The organism is Neobacillus camarae (genome assembly GCF_054950115.1).
This window is the reverse complement of record NZ_JBUCKX010000003.1, coordinates 1-19,890: the sequence shown is the minus strand read 5'-3', so window position 1 is coordinate 19,890 and position 19,890 is coordinate 1. Positions and strand designations below refer to the sequence as shown.

The window sequence follows — 19,890 nt, the reverse complement described above, 5'->3', positions numbered from 1 at the left end:
TTGAATAGGAAAAATATGAAATCTATCGCCTAAATTTTTTTTCTATTCCCCAGCATTGCATTAATTGGTGAATGCCTTCCTCCAGTTTCTCTAATGGGATGCCGCCAAACCCTAACAGAAAGGTTGGATACTTATATTCGATTGGCTTTAACAAGTAAGCCGATAAAGGGTAAATGGCGATAGAGCATTCTGCCGCCACTTTCTTTAACTGATCTTCACTTATGGACAGGGGAAGGGAGATTAAAATGTGCATCCCGGCCTGGTCTCCCGTGATGATGACTTTAGGATAATACTTTTTAAAGATATGGGTCAGTTTATCCAGTTTTTTACGGTAAATTTTCCGCATCCGGTTTAAGTGCTTTGAAAAATAGCCGTCTCTCATGAAGCTGGCAACGATATGCTGATCGAATCTCGGGACAGTCGCTGAATAATAACTGAACGTTTCCCTATATTTTTTCAGCAAGGTGGAAGGCAAAACAAAATAAGCCACTCGTAATGAAGGCATTAATGACTTGGAAAACGTACTCAGATAGATGACCTTATTATTTTGGTCCATCCCTTGCAAGGCGGGAATGGGTTTTCCGGTGTAACGGAATTCACTGTCATAATCGTCTTCAATAATAAAACGATTCTCAGCTTTTGCTGCCCAATGTAATAGCTGTGTTCTTCTTGTTGCAGAAAGGACCGCACCGGTCGGAAATTGATGGGAAGGCGTAATGTACACCACATTCGCATTTGTTTTTTCAAGCTCATCCACTATCAATCCATCTTCATCAACCGGAATCGGGATCGCGCTATTTTGCAGTTGATTTCTTGGTATGGCTGAATAGCCGGGATTCTCGAGGGCGAATTTTGAATTATTTTCAAGCAGTCGTAAAATCATCGGAAGGAGTTGTTCCGTTCCCGAACCTATTACAATTTGCTCTGGTTGACACACTATCCCCCGAGATTGATAAAGGTATTTTGCTATTTCAGTCCGTAACGTGTATTCCCCTTGAGGTTCTCCACTCTGTAATAGGTTCTTTGATGGACGATCATATAAATCTTTTGCATACTTTCTCCACTGTGAAAAAGGGAAGGAGTCCGTGTCAATTTTTCCCGGGTGAAAGTCAAATCGAATTGTTTTTTCCTTGGCGTCCTCTTCTGGCCACTCTGCCTGTTCGGTTTCGATATACGGTAATTCATCAATATCCTCTACAAAAAAACCAATCCGCGGTTTTGCCACAATAAAGCCCTCTGCAATCAGCTGGGCATAGGCAACTTCAATGGTTGTTTGGCTGATATTTAAAAAATCGGCCAATTTCTTTTTCGAGGGCAGTTTCGTACCAACTTCAATTTGTTTGCTCATAATGGCCGTTTTGATCCCAATATAAAGCTGTTCATACAAGGGTTTTGTGGTGTTTTTATTCAATTCAAACATAAGCATATCCATACGGGGCCTCTCCTCTCTGACCACGTTATTTTTTCAAAAAGTGACACTTTTTATATTGTCAGTTTTTATTATACTAGTAATCATGAAAGAAGAGGAGAATCTTTTTTATTAATTGAACACAAACAGGGGGATTTACATGTACACGACAGAACATAACAAAACGAGAATGCTGGTTCTTAATGCACTACTGATTACTTTAACGTTTCTGGCCACTATGTTTATCAACATCCGACTTCCGCTAATGGGAAACGGGGGCCTCATCCATTTGGGCAACGTGCCGCTTTTGATTGCTGCGTTTGTTTTTGGCAAAAAATCTGGTGCGATAGCAGGCGCCTTCGGAATGGCTCTGTTTGATATTGTTTCGGGATGGGCGTTATGGTCTCCGTTTACGTTTGTTATCGTTGGGGCAATGGGCTTTGTAGCGGGCCTTATTGCTGAAAAAATGCCTGGAAAAAAGGCATTCGTTCATTCACTGGCAGTTGCGGCTGCCTTGATTATTAAAATCGTTGGCTACTATTTTACAGAAGTCATCCTTTATGGCAACTGGATCCAGCCGTTCGGTTCCATCCCTGGCAACATTATGCAGGTCGTCATCGCCGGCATCATTGTCGTGCCACTTGCAAGTGCGTTTAAGCATAGGGTTGGCCAGCAGAAGAGGCTGGACAAAACCCAGATTTAAGATGAAAAAGCCGTTGAAATAAAATTTCAACGGCTTTCTTTATTTTTCGATAAAAATAAGGACCACTTTACTCGTTTAAACGTTTAAACGAAGAATGGTAGACATTAATAACATTATGTAAACTAATAATAAAGGATATAGTTTTAGTAAGGGCGAATATGCATATTTTTGAAAAAAACGAGGCTTTGGATAGGTTAGAGAGCTCCAGATGACCATGGGTCCTATACGCCAGTGGTTGGTCTGCTAATACTATGGTGCGAACAAAGAGGTTAATCAAAGCAATTCGATAAAGGTTGAAAAGGGATCGGCAAGAAAAAGAATCCCTCGAGATTTTCGTGGGATTGATTCTTTCTTTGTTGATTAAAGACCATAGTTGCCTCACATAAATAAAAATGAAGGGGTACCGATAAATACTGGTTCAGTCACATGGTTCTTCTCCACCTCTTTCACTGTAAATTGATTTAATTTTGGAAAGTTCCCCATGAATGATTGCGACTATTTACTCATATACATTCGTACGAAGGAGGAGATAGGCGTGATTTGGGGGAGGGGCAGAGATGAAAGTCAGAAAATCAGTGATATTAGGGGTTTGTGGTTCTGTTTTAGGGATGGTGTTATCCCTCATCTGGATGATTGCAGGCTCTGAAATTTGGGCGAATGTGTTAATGGAAACGAGGGGCTCTAATGGCACCTTCGAATTCAATTGGTCCTATTTTACCATCGGGCTAACATTTTGGGGGAAAGTATTGATTGGAGAAGATGGCGGAAAGCCTTTTGCCATTCCTCCCACCTATTTGAGTGTTGGGTTTCTGATTGCTAGTTTTCAATGTATTATTGCATACATACTTTATGTCATTACATTAGCGAAAAGTTTGCCCAAAAGATTAGGAAAGAACCCCAGGGTAAATAGACGATGGCTTAGTTGGGTAGGGATTATCACCTTTATCATTAATCCATTTCTATTCATTCCGTGTCTAATGCTTTTCACGGCGGGAAGTATGTCATTAAAGGGAAAGAGAGAGATTGAGATGAATATCTGAAACGACAGCCCGGAGACCCTTTTAGTGTTTTTTTATTACTCTAAGTCCGTCCATCCATCCATTGAAATGGTCTTCTTTTATGCCGGTAATTCTTAGCCCTTACATAGGTCGATGATTATGAGTAGTTCCGGCAACTTAAAGTTGATTAATGCGCTTACTAAATATATCAGGTGGGGCTACACCTTGAAAGTTCCTTCCTGCCCATTGACTCAATAAGGCATTCTGCCTTATTGAGTTTTTTTTTTAGAGGAACAGCTACCTAATTGATCTCCCATAAAAGCTGAAAGGCGTTCACTTCTTAAAATAGTGCCCCTGTTCGAGATCCGAGATCAGAGTGGGGTGCATAGGACGCCACCCCAAGAGTTCCTGAGTCTGTACGCTCGACCTAGGGATGTCAAGAGCAGCAAGCTCTCCGAGAAAGCCGAAATGGTTGTATGCCTCTTCGCGTGAAATGCTAACGACTGGCAGGTTAAGTTGCTTACCGATGACACCCGCGATGTCACGAAATGGGATCCCTTCATCTGCTACCCCATCCAGCTGTGAACCGGCTGGTGCCTTTTCCAATGCGAGGCGGTAAAGCTGTGCGGCATCAAGTCGGTGCACTGCTGGCCAGCGGTTGGAGCCGTCACCGATATAAGCCGATATGCCCTTTTCGCGTGCGGTGTTGATCAGTCTTGGAACGAAGCCCTTATCGCCCTCGCCGTGCACAGATGGGGCAAGTGAAACGACTGATGTTCGTACCCCACGCTTTGCCAGTGCTATCACGGCGTTATCTGATGCTGTCCCTTTCGCATGAGCGGTGGTCACGAACGCCTTGCCGGAGCCTTCGAGCGCTTTTCCTATCGTCTCAATAACACGTAAATCGGTTGCGAGCGAGGCAGCGAAGTCCGAGAAGTCGTGCTTAAACGCTAGGTGAATTACGCCGTCCGCAGCAGACGCACCGCTGCGAAGGCTGTCGAGGTCGTCAAGATCGCCTCGGTGCACCTCGGCCCCAGCTTCCTTCAGTTTCGCTTCCCCAATGTCTGATCGGGTAAGTCCGACGACATTATGACCCGCTTCGATGAGTTCACGGACGACGGCTGAACCGACGTAGCCTGTTGCTCCTGTTACAAAAATGCGCATTATGAAATCCTCCTCCAGTTGTTTAATGTCTTGAATATGGATAGTATAAACTTTAGAGTGAACTCTAAGGCAAGCCTTTTTGAGGAGAGATAGACATGAAAATTCAGGAATTGGCTAAGAAGACAGGTTTAACCGCCCATACCATTCGCTTTTATGAAAAGGAAGGCTTGTTTGACAATCGGCATGTCCGTCGAGACGACAATAATTATCGTAACTATTCAGACGAGGTGATCGAACGTCTGAAACTCATAAAGAAGTTTCAGGGCGTGGGCTGTTCGCTTACTGAACTGAAGGAAATTTTACTGGATCATGATACAAATACTCGTACCAATCGACAAGTAATGGAATGGATTCGCCAAAAGATAAGTGAGATTGAACGTAAGAGGGAGGAATATGATCAAATGCTTGATACGCTTAACTTCATGTTAGAATACAGAATGACATTGGAGAAAGACCCTCAAAAGGCTTACGCATTGTTAACGGCCCGACAAACTGAGTAAGTCATGCATTAGTTTGAACCCAACTGAGTTTTAATTCTATCGAACATACGTTCTTTTTTGCCAGTCTAATCGTTGCAATACTGTCTTTTAACCAAAAAAAATAACCCACCCTTTAGTTAGCGGCTCGGGGTGGATTCTCTTTCCCATAATAGCCGATCCCATTCTGATGGAACCGTGCTGGACCGGACAGGTAACTGCATGTCTGGTCTTTTTTAATTTTTTCATTATCTACTTTTATTATAGCCGAAGAAATAAAATGAAATAAATTAATTCCCAGTCAGTGCCGGAATAGGTTTAGGAAACGAGGAAGAGAATCCTCTCCATTTCAATGGGGGGATGATAGTCCGTCCTCTGAAATAACCCTCACGTGGTTTTTATCTTCTTTCATTACTATTTGTAGTTAAGTATAACTTGTAAAATGCGCAACAGCAGCCATTTTCAAAGGAGAATGGACTCTTTGCCCATTATCTCTTCTATTCTAGCAGATTGATATTTTGGATAATTGGGTAGTATGTTATACTACTAATAGTCAGAATAGTCTATAAATATAAAGGGCCGGGGAAAGAAATGGAGGAGGAATGAAACATGGAACATATTCTTATCGAAACGAAAGATGGGGTCCGAACACTAACGCTGAACAGACCAGAGCGCCTGAATGCCGTAAACGATACCCTTAGTCATGAGATTATCCAGGCAATTGCAGAGGCTTCCGCTGACGATGAAGTCCGTGTCATTGTCATTACCGGCAGTGGACGAGGATTCTGTGCAGGTCTTGATTTAAGTGATTATGCGAAGAGAAATCCTAATGCTCAATCTCGTCATCAAAAATTAGATGAATTGGGTTGGGTTGGCCGTCAAGCACTGGGAATTGTTCAATGTGATAAGCCAGTAATTGCTGCCATCAATGGGATTGCGGCTGGTGCAGGATTCGCGCTAGCACTAGCCTGTGACATCCGCTTCATGTCTGCTGATGCAAGGGTAACAGCCGGATACATTCGCCGCGGTCTTAGCCCTGATGCTGGGATGACTTACTTTTTACCGCGATTGGTGGGGCAGGCAAAGGCTGCTGAATTGATCTTTACTGGCCGGGACATTTACCCTGAGGAAGCAGAACGAATTGGATTGGTAAACAGGATATTCCCTGATGAAGAATTTCAGGAACAGGTGATGAATTTTGCCAGGGAATTAGCAGCAGGACCGGCGGTAGCCATGACGCTTTCTAAAAGATTGCTAGCTGCAAGCCCTGACAATGATCTTACAACGATTCTAAAACAAGAATACAGCTTCATTAAACAATGTTTTGGAACCAAAGATGTTCAGGAAGGGATTCAAGCCTTTGCTGAGAAGAGAAAGCCTGTGTTCCGAGGAGAATAACTTCTGTCATAAAGACTAAATAGATGGATTTGTAGGCTCCTTTGGAAACATGGGAAAAGAAAATAGTACTGTTGACCGATTGAGCTGCCGGCGGAAATAGAATTCCTTTATACTTTACCCCAAAAGGAAAGCGGAAGTTGTTAAAGCACACGCTCAAACAGGAATGACTTTTTTCAGATAACGGGCCAAGGCCTCTTCCATTCTTTCGGAAGAGGCCCTATTTTGCTTAGCACTTTTACTCTGCCTAATTATCCATGCCTGGCACCGCTCGACTTGAAAATAGATTAATCTAAATGCTGTAATACCAAAGATCGAGCTTAATAGTCATGTTCGGTCTTTTTTTTCTTAATAAGTTATTCAATTGTCAATTGAAAAATAAAATCAAGTTCTTAGAAGGATTTGTCAGGCGAATGTCGAAAATTGTTATAATCATCTGTGATAATAATTTATTCTTGATTCATTCATACTATTATTTTCATTGGAGTGATTATTAATAGAATTAAACCAGTATTCAGGCATACTAAATATTGAAAGTATATTTTCAAAAGACGATAAACATAGATTTGTTCTAAGGAGAAATTACTTTACCGATAGAAAATCAATTACAACTAGGAAAATATGTTTTTTATTAATAAATCCATCTTACGCTGATGAGTTATTATTCGACAAAACCAATATGCTAGCCTCTAATATTACTGTAAAAGAGAACTATAGCGAACTTGTTATATTAAATATGTTTCCTCTCATAACTAAAGATAAACAGCAGTTAAATAAGAAGTTGGAGATTGCTAATCATTATAATAATGACGAAATAATTTTACAAGAGTGTAAAAACGCATCAAAAATAATTATAGCTTGGGGAATTGATGAAAAATATGATGCTCGAAGAACGGTTTTAGGAAGAGTAAATTGTTAGATCAAGGATATGAGGAGAAAATATATAGTATTGTATTTGAAGATAAGAACGGAAAAATATATAATCCTGCACATTTGAGTATGTATCTTACCGATAACCCTTATAATTTTAAAATTGAGAAGTACTCACTAAGTTAATATGTTCTGACTGCTTTTCAAATATTAATTTCTGGAATTGTAAAAAGGTTTGAGCGGACACACAGAAATGGCGGTAGCATGAATCTACTTCACCTTCTGGTTTAATTGTTTAAAAATCGATCCGAGCAAAAAAACAGGAAAAGAGCGATTTTTGATACAATGAAGTAGTAAATACATTGAATGATTGTTGTCTATTGTTAGGGGAGTAAAGATGGAAGTACAGATTTGGAAGTGGAAGATTAAGTTTATATGGGTGTTTTTATGCTCAGTGGGGCTATTGGTAGGAGTTGTATTTCTTCTGTTGTACGGTTTAGATATTTCTTTTATGAAGATTGTATTTGGGGGAATTGCTCTATTACTGCTTGTGGTACTGGCATACTACTGGACGAACAGCAAAGGGTATTACAACAACTTAGGCCGTATAAGAAGGACTTTCTACACGATTTATCTGCTTTTTATGATATTCGGATATATTTCAGGGAAAATTGATTATACAAATTGGAAGCTCCTTACACAATTATCAGCATTGGCCTTATTTGTGGATTTAGCTGTCTTTCAAAATCCTAATATCTTAAAAATATGGAACACAGAGCTAAAACACGATGATGAAGTTAGGGAAGCTTTATTGGAAAGTAAAAAGGTGATCTTGAAGAATTCTAAAAAAGTAGAAAAGTTTTCTCAGGTCATTCAACAGACCGATGTTTATTTTGACAATAAACCATTGCCAACCAATATGAATGAATATAAAGAACAAGTCAAAGCGTATTTTGAGCTCTATTCAAACGTGATGGACTTTTCTACTTCTTTTTTCATGTTTGAAACACCCTTTACAGAGGAAGAGAAAAAACAAAGCATTCAGCGTCAAATTCGAGACATTAGCTCCCGACATGCGATTGAATTTTCGACGAAGAAGGAAGATAAAGAGGCGATGTTGAATTCTTTTTCAGTGGGAGAAACCTTAATTCTTAAAGAAGGAGAATTGATTGCAATACCGTACTTTGGGGATTTTTATAGCATGATTGTGACGATAGAAAGCAAAAACGGTGTGGTAGATGGAATTGATGCTTCCCACATCCTCAATATGTTAGTGATTTTTGATTGGTATATGACAGACATTGATACCGTTGAAGATGAAGGAGCAGAAACGTTGTCTATTGAACTAGAGGAACAGGAAATCCAACCAGAACATTCAGGGCCAAGTGGAAATTAAACCATTAATAATGTTACATAGTATGTTATAATGAAATTAGAATAAAACGTAAAGGGGGATGCTTTGATGACAAGAAGAGTTGCAGTAGTTGCCCATGAGTCAACAGGACAAAGTAGAGGCAGAGTAAAAGTCAGAAGAAAAAGTGCATCCAATAACTCTTTAAAACCGAAAACACGTATTGCAGTAGCAAGAGGATTTAATGAAGTATTGTCTGCAAATGACAAGGCCGTTGAGCTCATATATAATAGATAAAAAGATAATAGGTTAAAAGAAAAGTAGGGATTCGACAATTTCCCTGCTTTTTTTGTAGTATAAAAACCCACTTTCCTGTATAGCCTTGATAACAAGGAGTTGTTATACAGGAGGGAAGTTTATGGGTTTAAAACGGACTAAAATGAGAAAAACCACTCTACCTCAAACCAAAGTTCCGAACTTTGGATTCGGTAATACGATAAAGAAAATTGATAAAGCTATCGCTGTGCTTGAACGGAAGTTAAAGTGAACTACCAATCATTCGATTCATTGAGTTGGCCAATGCCATACTTTCCTTCTTGTACATGAATCATTTTACGTGATTTATTCACCGATGTTGGAACACCTGGTATCCAAGCAGCCGATATTACAACTGGATTTGATTTGCAAGGAAAGTAGATGCCGGAAAATGATTGCAGACCTCTTGCCTTCATTCGGAAGAGGGCCCTATTTTGCTTAGCACATTCACTCTGACTTATTAAATATATATTTATTTACAAAATCATTGCGAAACTTGCCATTCGGATCATACTTTATAAGCAGCTGTTGAAAGGCAGGCATCTTTTCGTAAAGTGACTGTATTTTTGCAGGGGAGGCAGTAAACAATTTTCCCCAATGTGGCTTGGCTTGAAAAGGCTCCAGCTGGGATTCAATTCGTGGCAGCACCTGTTGAACTTCCGCCCATTTATCCTGCCACGTAAAGTGAATGGCAACGGAATCTTGCTTATAGGATGGACTTAACCAAAGCTCGTCCTGCGCAATGGTCCGCACTTCGCATATAAATAAATGTGGCGCAATTAGTTCACGGATTTCACTAATCGCACGAAGAGCGTCGTAGGCATGCTCGCGGGCCATTATATATTCACTTTGCAGCTCCTGACCTTTACTAGGGGTAAAATCCATCCGGAAGTGTGCCATGCGATCAAGCCAATCCCCTGGCACCCCGAGCTGGGCTGTGCAATTCTCAGATCCAACCCCCGGTACAGGATGTAGATTTTCTTTGGCCGCTTTTGCTCCATAAAAGTCCTCTCCGAACGAAACAGTCTGATCATCCATCAGTTTGCTTTTCAGCCAAACCTGGTTAAACCTCTCATCCTTCCAATCGGTAAACAAACTAACGCTATAGGCACTAGAAGAAATCGCATCAAAATGTTGTTCTAATTGTGATAACGGAAGGCTTTCGTAAACATCCTGCCTCATTTGGTGGCTTGGATGGATATCTATCGTTAACTTTGTGACTACACCTAATCCGCCTAATCCAACAACCGCGCCATATAATTCATCTTTCTTTTTTTCTTCGGAAAAAGTGACAATCCTTCCGTCAGCCGTGACCACTTCCATCGCACGTACCGCTGCCGCTAAATTTTGATTATCATTCCCTGAACCATGAGTGGCTGTTGCACAAGCGCCAGCAACCGAAATGTGCGGAAGGGACGCAAGGTTGTGTAAAGAATAGCCATTTTGCTGAAGCACAGGACAAAGTTCCCCATATTTGATTCCTGCTTCTACGGTTACAGTGTGCTTTTCCTTATCAATGGTTATTACCTTGTTTAGCTTCTGCAAGGATACGATATTCTCATTAGAATCTGCGATCCTATTAAACGAGTGACGTGTTCCGGCTACACGCAGCTTTTTTAAACTTGAAACCAATTGTTGAACTTCTTCAACAGATGTAGGTTCATGCCAGTTCGTCGTACTATATTCAAAATTACCAGCCCAATTTCTTCTTTTCCGATCCATGAATTCCACTCCATTTTAACTTCTTTACTGAATTTAACTATATACATAAAGAGAAAGAATTTTCAATCAATATCTCATTCTACACACCAACACATAATGGAATTGAAGAGCTTTAAGACTGTAAAAACCGACCGTTCATCAAACCTTGAACAGTAAAATAAGAAATATTATAACTGAATTGGTGAGATTGATATTCCTCTTTGAAGTGCTATTTTTAAAAATTAATTGAATACTTCACCAATTCTTAATATTTTTTAACTCGCTTTTTACACTCAATAAACTAAACATTCATATTTATTCGCTACCATTTAATAGAATCAAATCTATTAGGGAGGAATGATTTGGATGAAAAGGATAAAGAAACGGAGAAAATGGTTATTATGTCTGCTGTCAATTGCCTTTTGTATGGTTTCTTTCACAGGAAGGCAAACAGAGGCTGAAGAAAATCCAATGGAGTTCGCCAGAGGGCAAGCGGTCAATGTGAAAGTCATGTCCTATAACATCCATCACGCTGAAGGTGTTGACGGAGTATTGGATTTGGAGCGCATTGCCAAAACCATCAAGGATGAAGGGGCTGAAATAATCGGACTCCAGGAAGTGGACAACCACTGGTCGGAACGCAGCGATTTTCAAGACCAGGCAAAGTGGCTGGCTGAGCGGCTGGGGATGTTTTATGTGTATGCAGCCAATTTGGACAATGATCCATTAAAGGAAGGCGAGCCGCGCCGTCAGTATGGGACAGCGATTTTAAGTAAATATCCCATTTTGTATTCTGAGAATCATCCCCTTACAAAGATCGGTAACACGGAACAGCGAGGACTCCTTGAGGCGACTATTAATGTAAAAGGAAATCAGCTTCACTTTTATAATACACACTTGGCCTTAACAACGGCAGAACGACAAATCCAGATGAAGGAAATGATGGAGATTGCAGGACAATCAGAAGGACCAAAAGTGATTACCGGCGATTTCAATGCCGTCCCAGAAAGTGTGGAAATCCAGCCGATGTATGAACAGTTTCAAGATGTATTTGCCGATCATCCTGAAGCTTTTACCTATTCGTCTGCCAATCCTACCAAACGGATCGATTTTATTTTTACATCAGCAGACGTTAAAACAGAACAAAAAGAAGTCATCAACACCTTAGCATCGGATCACTTGCCAATAACGGCTGAAATTGTATTGGAGCGAACTCAGCCATTTAATAATGGCCTTAAGTAAAGCAAATGCTCTGAAAGGAAATAAAAAATGAGAGCTGTGAATCTATTGATTTAGATCACATCTCTCATTTTTTTCATTGCCACATCAGTACCGACATGACAAAGCATACGATATCATGGGTTCGTCACCAATGGCCACGACTTCATTTGGACTGATTCGATAGGTGCGCAGAAAGTGGATGGTGAAAATCACAAAAGATTGGATGGTGAACACTGCTAGAAAATTTACTATCATTAAGATAACTTTATGTATTTATTATGTTTTACCTAGTAATCCTAATAACCTATTGTTCTATACGATAGGTTTTTTTGAACTTGAGAATCGGATTAAAAATATATAAAGAGAAAGATAATACTAAGGGACCACTACATCATAAGGACTGAAAAAAATGGATTGGAAACCAGATCGCCAAGTCAAAAAAGCGATTTATAAACAACTGGCAGAATATATTGAAAGCGGAATAGCGGATGGTACATTTCCTCCAGATAAGCCATTACCATCGGAGAGAGCTTTAGCTAAGGAACTCAATATTAATAGAAGTACAGTAGTGGCTGCCTATGATGAATTGGAATCAAATGGGCTTATTCAAAGACATAGAGGAAGCGGCACCACCATAAGTAAAGATATCTGGGGTATTACCAAAAAACGTATTCCTTCCTGGAACAGGTATATTGAAGCAGGATCCTTTTTACCTAACTTACCTGTCACCCAGAGGATTAGAAAAGAAGCAGTGGAGCATAAGTTAATCAATCTGGCTAGCGGAGAACTGTCAGAGGATTTATTTCCATTGAGATACTTAAGGGAAATTACCTCTTCCCGGTCGTTTATTGGCAGCCTAGGTTATGATCATCCGCAAGGAAACGCCATATTACGAGAAACCATTGCAAACCATGTTAAGCAGTATCGAAATATTGAAACCAACCCGTCATCCATCTTGATTACATCTGGCGCACAACAAGCCTTGCACTTGGTGGTTCAATGCCTATTGAAACAAGGTGATGCAGTGGCATTGGAAGATCCCTCTTACAACTATAACCTTCCTATTTTTAAATCAGCAGGGCTGAAACCTTATTACATTCCTGTAAACCATGATGGGATTAACCCGGATGACTTACTTTCCTTGCATAAAAAACATCGAATACGAATGATATTCTTGAATCCTTCGTTTCAAAATCCTACGGGTGCTTTCCTTAGTGAAAAGAAAAGACAAGCGATTCTTGAACTATCATCAGAGCATGGAATTCCGGTGGTGGAAGATGACCCTTACAGTTTAACATCCTTTACAGGCAAAAAGGTCTCCACCTTAAAATCAATGGATGATAATGGAAATGTACTATATATAAGTTCCTTGTCAAAAATTGTTGCTTCAGGATTAAGGATTGGATGGATCATCGGCCCAACCTCTGTGATTGAGAGACTTTCAGATGCGAAGCAGCAAATTGATTTTGGCCATGCAAGTTTTACTCAATGGATTGCCAATGATTTTTTGGAATCCGAAAATTTTCATACCCATATTACAAATTTAAACAAACAATTAGAAAGAAGAAGAGACCAAATCATAAGAAGTCTGGAATGTTATTTAAAGGATGAAGTGGATTATTCCACCCCAACGGGCGGCATTCATATTTGGTGCAGGATTAAACAAGAGATCAATGAAACACAATTATTGGAGGAATCCATCAAAAAGGGAATTATTTATGTCCCTGGCTACACGATGGGATCTAAAAAAGGCTTTGTTCGTTTCACCTTTGCCAGGGAAAATGAAGAATCCATTGATGAAGGAATCAAAAGGTTTGCGGAAGCACTTAGATCTATTAATAATGAAAGTTAAAAGGATCATGTGATGGACGTGATCCTTTTTTGATAAACAAACAAGTGGATGGTAAAAAAAGTAGCTTATTGGATGGTCATAAAAATTGTAAATCCGATAAGATGGAAGAAGTGGATTATTCTATGTCTATTGATGTGGATCATATATGAAGTTACTCAGTTAAATGTGTGAATTAGTTCACAACAATGAACACTATTAAGGGAAAGGTGTGATTCAAATGAATCAGATTTTGAAACGTGGTGCCCTAAATCGTATTAAGCCCTACACACCAGGCAAACCTTTATGGGAAGTAAAACAGGAATTAGGCTTGCCACAAGTCATCAAATTGGCATCCAATGAAAATCCAGTTGGCCCTTCGCCAAAAGCGATGGAAGCTATCTCTAATATACTGAATGAACTGAATCGTTATCCCGATGCACATGCTGTTGAGCTAAAGGAGACTATTGCTGCTTCCTTGGCTTTAAAAACGGAACAATTAATCATAACAAATGGGGCGGATGAATTAATTACCTTACTATCTGAAACCTATCTTGAGCCAAGTGATGAGATTATTGTCCCTTTCCCATCCTTTAGTGAATATGATTTTGGTGCCCATTTAATGGGAGCAACGGTCGTTCCAGTACCTCTTGATTGTGACTATCAATTTAATATGGAAGCAATCTTAGCGGCAGTGACGGAAAATACAAAACTCATTTATATCTGTTCTCCTAACAACCCAACTGGTACTTATATGCCAAAGTCGATGCTAGAAAAGCTGCTTGATTCTCTCCCTAGGACAATTTTAGTTGTTTTTGATGGTGCCTATTGCCATTTTGCTACAGATGAAGATTATTCAAATGGATTGGAATTTGTCCGTTCCAATTATCCGATTATCGTATTACAAACCTTTTCTAAAATTTATGGCCTCGCTGGTGTAAGGGTAGGTTTTGGTGCGGCACCAGAGTCTATTATCCAAAGCATTCTACAGGTGAAAGAACCATTTAATGTGAATAGTCTGGCACAGGCTGCAGCAGCTGCCGCTATAACAGACGAGGAACATGTTTATCATTCAAAACAAGTGAATACAGAAGGCCGCGAACAGCTTTACCATGCTCTGACAGAACTTGGGATTAAGTATATAAAAAGCATGAGTAACTTTATTTTGGTAGAATTTGGAGCCAATGCAAAAGAGGTTTATCAGCAGCTTTTAGCTCTAGGTGTCATCGTCCGTTATGGGGATACATGGGGATTACCGGGACATATCCGAATATCTGTTGGCACAAGCGAAGAGAATAAGATATTAATAGAGGCCATCGGTTCCATCCTCGTGAAATGAAAGTTAGTAAACTTCAAAGGAGAATCAAAATGAACGCCCTTGCCAAGAAGCTAAACGATGACTTATTAAAATACAATCCTTCCATCTATAGGCTATTATCTGAATTGGGAAAAAAGCTATTTTATCCAAAAGGAATTTTAAGCCAGAGTGCGGAAGCCAGCCAAAAAGCAACCCGATTTAATGCAACAATCGGAATGGCAACCGAAAATAAGGCACCAATGCATTTTGAGCATATTCAAGAAACGTTACACGGTTATTCACCAGATGAAGTATATCCTTATGCCCCGCCACCCGGCAAAGTGGACTTGCGTTTGGAATGGAAACGAAAATTATTAAGGGATAATCCTTCCTTAAGGGAAAAACATTTCGGCCTGCCCATTACAACGAATGCCTTAACTCATGGGTTGAGCATTGCTGCTGATCTTTTTGTTGATAAGAATGACGAGATTATCCTACCGGATCAATATTGGGGGAACTATCAGACGATTTTTCACATTCGACGAGGGGGACAGCTTAAGACCTTTAGCCTATTTGATGGGTGTAATAAATTTAATGTTCAAGCACTCAGGGATAGATTAATGGAACAAAAGGAAACGGGTAAAGCCATCGTGCTGCTTAACTTTCCTAACAATCCGACAGGCTATACTCCAGGTGAGGAAGAGGTCCAAGGAATTGAGTCAGTATTAAAAGAAGCAGCAGAGGCAGGGATCCATCTTGCTGTCATCCTTGATGATGCCTATTTTGGAATGTTTTATGAGGATTCGGTTAAGGAATCTTTGTTTGGCAGATTAGCCGGGCTTCATCCAAACTTATTACCGATTAAAGTAGACGGGGCAACAAAAGAGAATTATGTGTGGGGGTTAAGAGTAGGGTTCCTTACTTTTGCTTCCGAAAGCCCTGAAATATTAGATGCACTAGAGCAAAAAACAAAAGGCCTCATTAGAGGAACGATTTCGAGTAGTTCCCACCTGTCTCAAACGATTATTTTGCATTCGCTCCAATCGAGACGTTTTGAAGCTGAAAAGCAGGAAAAACATGAGATAATGAAACGAAGAGCACTTAAGGTAAAAGAAATTGTACGAAATACAAAGTATCAGACTGTCTGGAGTTTCTATCCATTTAACTCAGGCTATTTTATGTGTTTAAAGCTTCTAAATGTAGATGCGGAAGAGCTAAGACTTCATTTGTTAAATCAATATGGTGTGGGTACGATTGCTATTAACTCAACAGACTTAAGAATTGCCTTTTCTTGTGTGGAAGAAGAAGATTTAGAGGAACTGTTTGAATTGATTTATATGGGTATAAAAGATTTAGTAACAAGTGAAGTTGAAAACAATGTTTGATGCAACGGCAACTTCTTAATCATCTGCTGCAACTTTGATTTTACAAAATATAAGATGAGAAAGGGTGTGACACCGCATTGATGAACCAATTTGATACGCCATTATTTACAGCCTTAAAAAAACATGCCGAAAAGAATCCAGTCCAATTTCACATACCCGGCCATAAAAAAGGGAAGGGAATGGATCCTGAATTCAGAGAATTTATTGGAGAAAATGCACTTTCCATTGATTTAATCAACATCGGCCCCCTTGATGATTTACACCACCCAAAAGGAATCATTAAACAGTCACAAGAGTTAGCAGCTAAAGCATTTGGTGCCGAGCATACCTTCTTCTCGGTACAAGGAACCAGTGGTGCCATAATGGCGATGATTATGTCCGTTTGCGGACCAGGGGATAAAATCTTGGTTCCACGAAACGTTCACAAATCGATTATGAGTGCGATTGTCTTTTCTGGAGCCGTTCCGATTTTTCTTCATCCCGAAGTGGACCACCACTTTGGCATTTCTCATGGAATTGCACCTGATTCTATTGAGAGTGCATTAGAATTACACCCGGATACAAAAGCTGTTCTTGTAATCAATCCTACGTATTACGGCGTATCGGGTGATTTAAGGAAAATAGTGAAGCTTGCCCATTCCAGGAATATTCCTGTACTTGTAGATGAAGCGCACGGCGCGCATATTCATTTTCACCAAGGGCTCCCGTTATCCGCCATGGAGGCCGGGGCTGATTTGGCTGCAACAAGTGTGCATAAATTAGGAGGTTCCCTTACTCAGAGTTCGATTTTGAATCTGCGCGGTAATTTGGTGTCATCCAATCGGGTCCAATCGGTATTAAGTATGCTTACGACAACCTCCACTTCATATCTATTATTAGCTTCTTTAGATGTGGCCAGAAAATCCTTAGCCACAGAAGGACAAGCCCTGTTGGAGGACGCGATTCGAAAAGCAGAAAAAACACGGTCCATGATCAATGAAATAGACCATCTATACTGTATGGGCCGGGAAATACTGGATTCCAGTGCGGCTGTAGCGATGGATCCTACTAAACTGTTAATTTCTGTGAAAGAGCTGGGAATCACAGGTTATGAAGTGGAAAAGTGGCTTCGGAATCGATTTACTATTGAAGTGGAATTATCTGATCTATACAACATCCTTTGTATTGTGACACCAGGGGATTCTGAAGAAAATTTGATGACACTAGTACAGGCCTTATCGGAACTTTCACAAGAATATAAGAAACAAGCTGATGCCAATGTAGACAGTTCTGTCTTGTTACCGGAGATTCCTGCATTAGCGTTAACACCACGCGATGCATTCTATTCTGAAACGGAAGTGATTCCATTTGAACAGGCTGCGGGAAAGATCATTGCAGAATTTGTAATGGTATATCCGCCTGGAATTCCTATCTTTATACCAGGGGAAATCATAACAGAAGATAATATCATCTATACAAGAAAAAATATCGAAGCCGGTCTTCCTGTTCAAGGAGCAGAAGATGAGGAATTGAAAACCATCCGTGTGATTAAAGAACATTCCATGTTCAAGTAAAATAAATATTTGTTTTTATTCTATGTTAATTCACCACATTCTATCAAAGATATATTTTATAAAAAATAAGGCTATTCATGGTGATAAAAAGAACGCAAGAGCTTAATGTTCTTGCGTTTAGCATTGATTATTGCCATCTTTCGGATTCAGATAACTCAGTAATAGCCCATATTAGGTGAAACATAAACATTGAGATACATATGGGTATAGCAATTAGTAGATTTTTTCCATAATTGTTCGTTAACAAAGTAAAACAAGAGAAGACGCTTTGGCAGAAATAACTCATTTTCTACCGCCGAATTCCTTCCATTAGGAACTCGGCGTTTTTCCGTACCCTATCAATATATGGTATTTTGATTAAGCTATAGAGGAAAGCAACTAATCAGGAGTGAACTAGGTGGATAAAATGACAGAACAGGATATATTTAACCAAATGCTTCAGCAACACATAAAACCGTATATTACACAAATTGATGACGAGGCTTATTATCCGAGAGAATTTCTCAGTGCCGTGGGTAAAGCGGGTTTCTTTAAATCAAACTTTATACAGCAGAAAGATGTCCGCTGTAGAGAGCTATTTTTAATAGAGGAAACCGCAAAGTTTTGCATGACGTCAGCGTTTACTTTATGGTGTCATTTAGCCGCATTGGCGTCTTTCAGGTTGAGCAGCAACCCCTATATCCACAGTAACTTACTTCCTTTATTTGAATCAGGAGAACTGCTTGCCGGAACTGGAATATCGAACGCCATAAAATATTATGCCGGCCTGGAAAGGGTTCGACTTGCAGCAAAAAGGACAGAAGGGGGATTTACGATAAGCGGAAGTTTACTTAACGTTTCAAATTTGGCTGATGATCACTGGTTTGTTATCATGGCATCCCTAAATGAAAAACAACGAATCATTTGTTCACTACCCGTCCATATAGATGGGTTAACTTTAGAAAGTAAAACAAATTATATAGGATTAAATGGCAGTGCAACATACGCCTGCTACTTTGAAAACGTGTTTATTCTTGATAAATGGGTAATCTCCGATGACGCGGACGAATTTATACCAAAAGTCCGTCCCATATTGGCGCTCTACCAAATCTCTTTAGGAATCGGAGTTTCACAGGCTGCTATGGAATCCATTGTTAAAAGCCATATGAAAAATAAGGAAGTAAAACAGCAATTAAAACCTCAGCCTACAGAGTTGATTAATAAATTACAGATTATACGAGATAAAACGTATGGATATACCCGCTATGAGGATTTAAGCAGGATCGGGAGGGACATATTATCAACACGGCTTGATATAGCCAAGTTAACCCCTGAAGTGGTACATGCAGAAATGCTTTACTCAGGCGGGAAGGCCTATTTGCAAGGTAATGATACATTTCGAAGGTTAAGAGAGTCATATTTCTTAGTAAATTTAAGCCCAACCATCATGCAATTAGAAACACTTTGTTAGCTTTTGATAACATAAATTTTTTATTAATTGGACAGAGGGATCCTGTAGTTCTGTCACCTAAATAACGGATAACAAGTAAAGGGGACTAATGATTGATTAGCCCCCTTTAGTTTTTATTATTGCTATAATGACTTAAATATACCCTCCAGTCAACGATAGGAGGGTTTAACGACCATTCTCATGAGGTTTGATGCATAAGCTTCGGCAACTTCTTCCGCTGTTTGCGGGCCATCCTGGTTGTACCAATGCCGGATGGAGTTCAAAGCACCGAGAATAATCATGCGGACCATTTTGATATCCTGCATTTCAAAAACCTGTTTTTCAATCCCTTCTTGAAGAATTTTGTCAAAATAATGGGCATAATTCTTTTGGGAATCCAGTACTTCTTTAAACTGTTCAGGGGTAAACTTTTGAGAGGGTTTATCCATAATCATAAACATCGACTTTTCTTCAATAGAAAGCAGGATATGAGCTTTGATGGCACTCTCCAGCTTATCAACAGGATTCAAATCACTTTCCGCAATTTCCTCCACTTTTTCAAGGCTCAATTCCATGATCATTTGATGGCAATGATAGAGAATGTCATCTTTATTTTTAAAATAATAATACATCGAACCCTTCGTCATCAATAGCTGGGCGGCAATTTCTTCCATAGTGGTGCCATGATATCCTTTTTCCGCCAGAACCGCTGCGGCAGAACGCAGGATCTCTCTTTTTTTCTTGGCCGTTTTTTGTTCCCTGAATGAAGCCATTTTGTATCCCCCAATGGAAGCGA

General features: G+C 39.8%; 19 protein-coding genes. 14 read left to right on the top strand and 5 right to left on the bottom strand.

Going from position 1 to position 19,890, the window contains the following annotated elements:
* Positions 1 to 22: 22 nt before the first annotated feature.
* The gene (gene pdxR, locus ACY8D0_RS15290; protein WP_462411393.1) at positions 23 to 1,432 is read right to left on the bottom strand and encodes a MocR-like pyridoxine biosynthesis transcription factor PdxR; all 1,410 of its coding nucleotides are present in this window, start codon (positions 1,430 to 1,432) and stop codon (positions 23 to 25) included.
* A 136-nt stretch (positions 1,433 to 1,568) separates the two neighbouring features.
* Here pdxR (ACY8D0_RS15290) and ACY8D0_RS15285 point away from each other — a divergent pair, with 136 nt between their 5' ends.
* Positions 1,569 to 2,111 carry an ECF transporter S component gene (locus tag ACY8D0_RS15285; RefSeq protein ID WP_462411392.1) on the top strand — a complete coding sequence of 181 codons (543 nt, stop codon included), beginning with the start codon at positions 1,569 to 1,571 and terminating at the stop codon, positions 2,109 to 2,111.
* 557 nt (positions 2,112 to 2,668) lie between these two features.
* Positions 2,669 to 3,151 (top strand): hypothetical protein, encoded by a 483-nt coding sequence (locus ACY8D0_RS15280; RefSeq protein WP_462411391.1) that lies wholly within the window; start codon positions 2,669 to 2,671, stop codon positions 3,149 to 3,151.
* Between the two features lie 291 nt (positions 3,152 to 3,442).
* Here the strand turns inward: ACY8D0_RS15280 and ACY8D0_RS15275 are convergent, their stop codons facing one another.
* Positions 3,443 to 4,273 (bottom strand): SDR family oxidoreductase, encoded by an 831-nt coding sequence (locus tag ACY8D0_RS15275; RefSeq protein WP_462411390.1) that lies wholly within the window; start codon positions 4,271 to 4,273, stop codon positions 3,443 to 3,445.
* Between the two features lie 95 nt (positions 4,274 to 4,368).
* Between ACY8D0_RS15275 and ACY8D0_RS15270 the strand changes: the two genes are divergently transcribed.
* The 6 genes from ACY8D0_RS15270 (at position 4,369) to ACY8D0_RS15245 (ending at position 8,912) form a co-directional block, all read left to right on the top strand.
* Positions 4,369 to 4,773: a MerR family transcriptional regulator gene (locus ACY8D0_RS15270; RefSeq protein ID WP_462411389.1), complete on the top strand. Its 405-nt coding sequence runs from the start codon at positions 4,369 to 4,371 to the stop codon at positions 4,771 to 4,773.
* Positions 4,774 to 5,358: 585 nt separating this feature from the next.
* Positions 5,359 to 6,147: an enoyl-CoA hydratase/isomerase family protein gene (locus ACY8D0_RS15265; RefSeq protein WP_462411388.1), complete on the top strand. Its 789-nt coding sequence runs from the start codon at positions 5,359 to 5,361 to the stop codon at positions 6,145 to 6,147.
* Between the two features lie 493 nt (positions 6,148 to 6,640).
* Complete coding sequence (locus ACY8D0_RS15260) at positions 6,641 to 7,063, top strand: DUF1643 domain-containing protein (RefSeq protein WP_462412470.1); 423 nt, start codon at positions 6,641 to 6,643, stop codon at positions 7,061 to 7,063.
* A gap of 348 nt (positions 7,064 to 7,411) precedes the next feature.
* On the top strand, positions 7,412 to 8,410 hold the full coding sequence (locus tag ACY8D0_RS15255; protein WP_462411387.1) for a type II toxin-antitoxin system SpoIISA family toxin: 999 nt from the start codon (positions 7,412 to 7,414) through the stop codon (positions 8,408 to 8,410).
* Positions 8,411 to 8,476: 66 nt separating this feature from the next.
* Positions 8,477 to 8,662, top strand: coding sequence for a hypothetical protein (locus ACY8D0_RS15250; protein ID WP_462411386.1), 186 nt, complete (start codon positions 8,477 to 8,479; stop codon positions 8,660 to 8,662).
* A gap of 121 nt (positions 8,663 to 8,783) precedes the next feature.
* Positions 8,784 to 8,912, top strand: coding sequence for a hypothetical protein (locus tag ACY8D0_RS15245; protein WP_462411385.1), 129 nt, complete (start codon positions 8,784 to 8,786; stop codon positions 8,910 to 8,912).
* Position 8,913: 1 nt separating this feature from the next.
* On the opposite strand, the gene ACY8D0_RS15240 is transcribed toward ACY8D0_RS15245, so the two are convergent.
* Together ACY8D0_RS15240 and ACY8D0_RS15235 are read right to left on the bottom strand one after the other, a co-directional pair.
* Positions 8,914 to 9,096, bottom strand: coding sequence for a hypothetical protein (locus ACY8D0_RS15240; protein ID WP_462411384.1), 183 nt, complete (start codon positions 9,094 to 9,096; stop codon positions 8,914 to 8,916).
* Between the two features lie 31 nt (positions 9,097 to 9,127).
* Complete coding sequence (locus ACY8D0_RS15235) at positions 9,128 to 10,402, bottom strand: FAD-binding protein (RefSeq protein WP_462411383.1); 1,275 nt, start codon at positions 10,400 to 10,402, stop codon at positions 9,128 to 9,130.
* Positions 10,403 to 10,747: 345 nt separating this feature from the next.
* Between ACY8D0_RS15235 and ACY8D0_RS15230 the strand changes: the two genes are divergently transcribed.
* The 6 genes from ACY8D0_RS15230 (at position 10,748) to ACY8D0_RS15205 (ending at position 19,115) form a co-directional block, all read left to right on the top strand.
* A complete protein-coding gene (locus tag ACY8D0_RS15230) occupies positions 10,748 to 11,623 on the top strand; it encodes an endonuclease/exonuclease/phosphatase family protein (protein WP_462411382.1) in 876 nt (291 codons plus the stop codon).
* 388 nt (positions 11,624 to 12,011) lie between these two features.
* The gene (gene pdxR, locus ACY8D0_RS15225) at positions 12,012 to 13,454 is read left to right on the top strand and encodes a MocR-like pyridoxine biosynthesis transcription factor PdxR (RefSeq protein WP_462411381.1); all 1,443 of its coding nucleotides are present in this window, start codon (positions 12,012 to 12,014) and stop codon (positions 13,452 to 13,454) included.
* A 208-nt stretch (positions 13,455 to 13,662) separates the two neighbouring features.
* On the top strand, positions 13,663 to 14,769 hold the full coding sequence (hisC, locus tag ACY8D0_RS15220; protein WP_462411380.1) for a histidinol-phosphate transaminase: 1,107 nt from the start codon (positions 13,663 to 13,665) through the stop codon (positions 14,767 to 14,769).
* Between the two features lie 29 nt (positions 14,770 to 14,798).
* Positions 14,799 to 16,112: an aminotransferase class I/II-fold pyridoxal phosphate-dependent enzyme gene (locus tag ACY8D0_RS15215; protein WP_462411379.1), complete on the top strand. Its 1,314-nt coding sequence runs from the start codon at positions 14,799 to 14,801 to the stop codon at positions 16,110 to 16,112.
* An 80-nt stretch (positions 16,113 to 16,192) separates the two neighbouring features.
* Positions 16,193 to 17,665, top strand: a complete 1,473-nt coding sequence (locus tag ACY8D0_RS15210; RefSeq protein WP_462412469.1) for an aminotransferase class I/II-fold pyridoxal phosphate-dependent enzyme — start codon at positions 16,193 to 16,195, stop codon at positions 17,663 to 17,665.
* A 397-nt stretch (positions 17,666 to 18,062) separates the two neighbouring features.
* A complete protein-coding gene (locus ACY8D0_RS15205; protein WP_462411378.1) occupies positions 18,063 to 19,115 on the top strand; it encodes an acyl-CoA dehydrogenase family protein in 1,053 nt (350 codons plus the stop codon).
* 149 nt (positions 19,116 to 19,264) lie between these two features.
* On the opposite strand, the gene ACY8D0_RS15200 is transcribed toward ACY8D0_RS15205, so the two are convergent.
* Positions 19,265 to 19,890 (bottom strand): TetR/AcrR family transcriptional regulator (locus ACY8D0_RS15200; RefSeq protein ID WP_462411377.1); only part of this gene is annotated, 626 nt, incomplete at its 5' end.

What these genes read in the sequence shown, in the direction of transcription:
- pdxR (WP_462411393.1), bottom strand. Translation starts at nt 1,432, where the DNA reads ATGGATATGCTTATGTTTGAATTGAATAAAAACACCACAAAACCCTTG.
- ACY8D0_RS15285 (WP_462411392.1), top strand. Translation starts at nt 1,569, where the DNA reads ATGTACACGACAGAACATAACAAAACGAGAATGCTGGTTCTTAATGCA.
- ACY8D0_RS15280 (WP_462411391.1), top strand. Translation starts at nt 2,669, where the DNA reads ATGAAAGTCAGAAAATCAGTGATATTAGGGGTTTGTGGTTCTGTTTTA.
- ACY8D0_RS15275 (WP_462411390.1), bottom strand. Translation starts at nt 4,273, where the DNA reads ATGCGCATTTTTGTAACAGGAGCAACAGGCTACGTCGGTTCAGCCGTC.
- ACY8D0_RS15270 (WP_462411389.1), top strand. Translation starts at nt 4,369, where the DNA reads ATGAAAATTCAGGAATTGGCTAAGAAGACAGGTTTAACCGCCCATACC.
- ACY8D0_RS15265 (WP_462411388.1), top strand. Translation starts at nt 5,359, where the DNA reads ATGGAACATATTCTTATCGAAACGAAAGATGGGGTCCGAACACTAACG.
- ACY8D0_RS15255 (WP_462411387.1), top strand. Translation starts at nt 7,412, where the DNA reads ATGGAAGTACAGATTTGGAAGTGGAAGATTAAGTTTATATGGGTGTTT.
- ACY8D0_RS15250 (WP_462411386.1), top strand. Translation starts at nt 8,477, where the DNA reads ATGACAAGAAGAGTTGCAGTAGTTGCCCATGAGTCAACAGGACAAAGT.
- ACY8D0_RS15245 (WP_462411385.1), top strand. Translation starts at nt 8,784, where the DNA reads ATGGGTTTAAAACGGACTAAAATGAGAAAAACCACTCTACCTCAAACC.
- ACY8D0_RS15240 (WP_462411384.1), bottom strand. Translation starts at nt 9,096, where the DNA reads ATGAAGGCAAGAGGTCTGCAATCATTTTCCGGCATCTACTTTCCTTGC.
- ACY8D0_RS15235 (WP_462411383.1), bottom strand. Translation starts at nt 10,402, where the DNA reads ATGGATCGGAAAAGAAGAAATTGGGCTGGTAATTTTGAATATAGTACG.
- ACY8D0_RS15230 (WP_462411382.1), top strand. Translation starts at nt 10,748, where the DNA reads ATGAAAAGGATAAAGAAACGGAGAAAATGGTTATTATGTCTGCTGTCA.
- pdxR (WP_462411381.1), top strand. Translation starts at nt 12,012, where the DNA reads ATGGATTGGAAACCAGATCGCCAAGTCAAAAAAGCGATTTATAAACAA.
- ACY8D0_RS15215 (WP_462411379.1), top strand. Translation starts at nt 14,799, where the DNA reads ATGAACGCCCTTGCCAAGAAGCTAAACGATGACTTATTAAAATACAAT.
- ACY8D0_RS15210 (WP_462412469.1), top strand. Translation starts at nt 16,193, where the DNA reads ATGAACCAATTTGATACGCCATTATTTACAGCCTTAAAAAAACATGCC.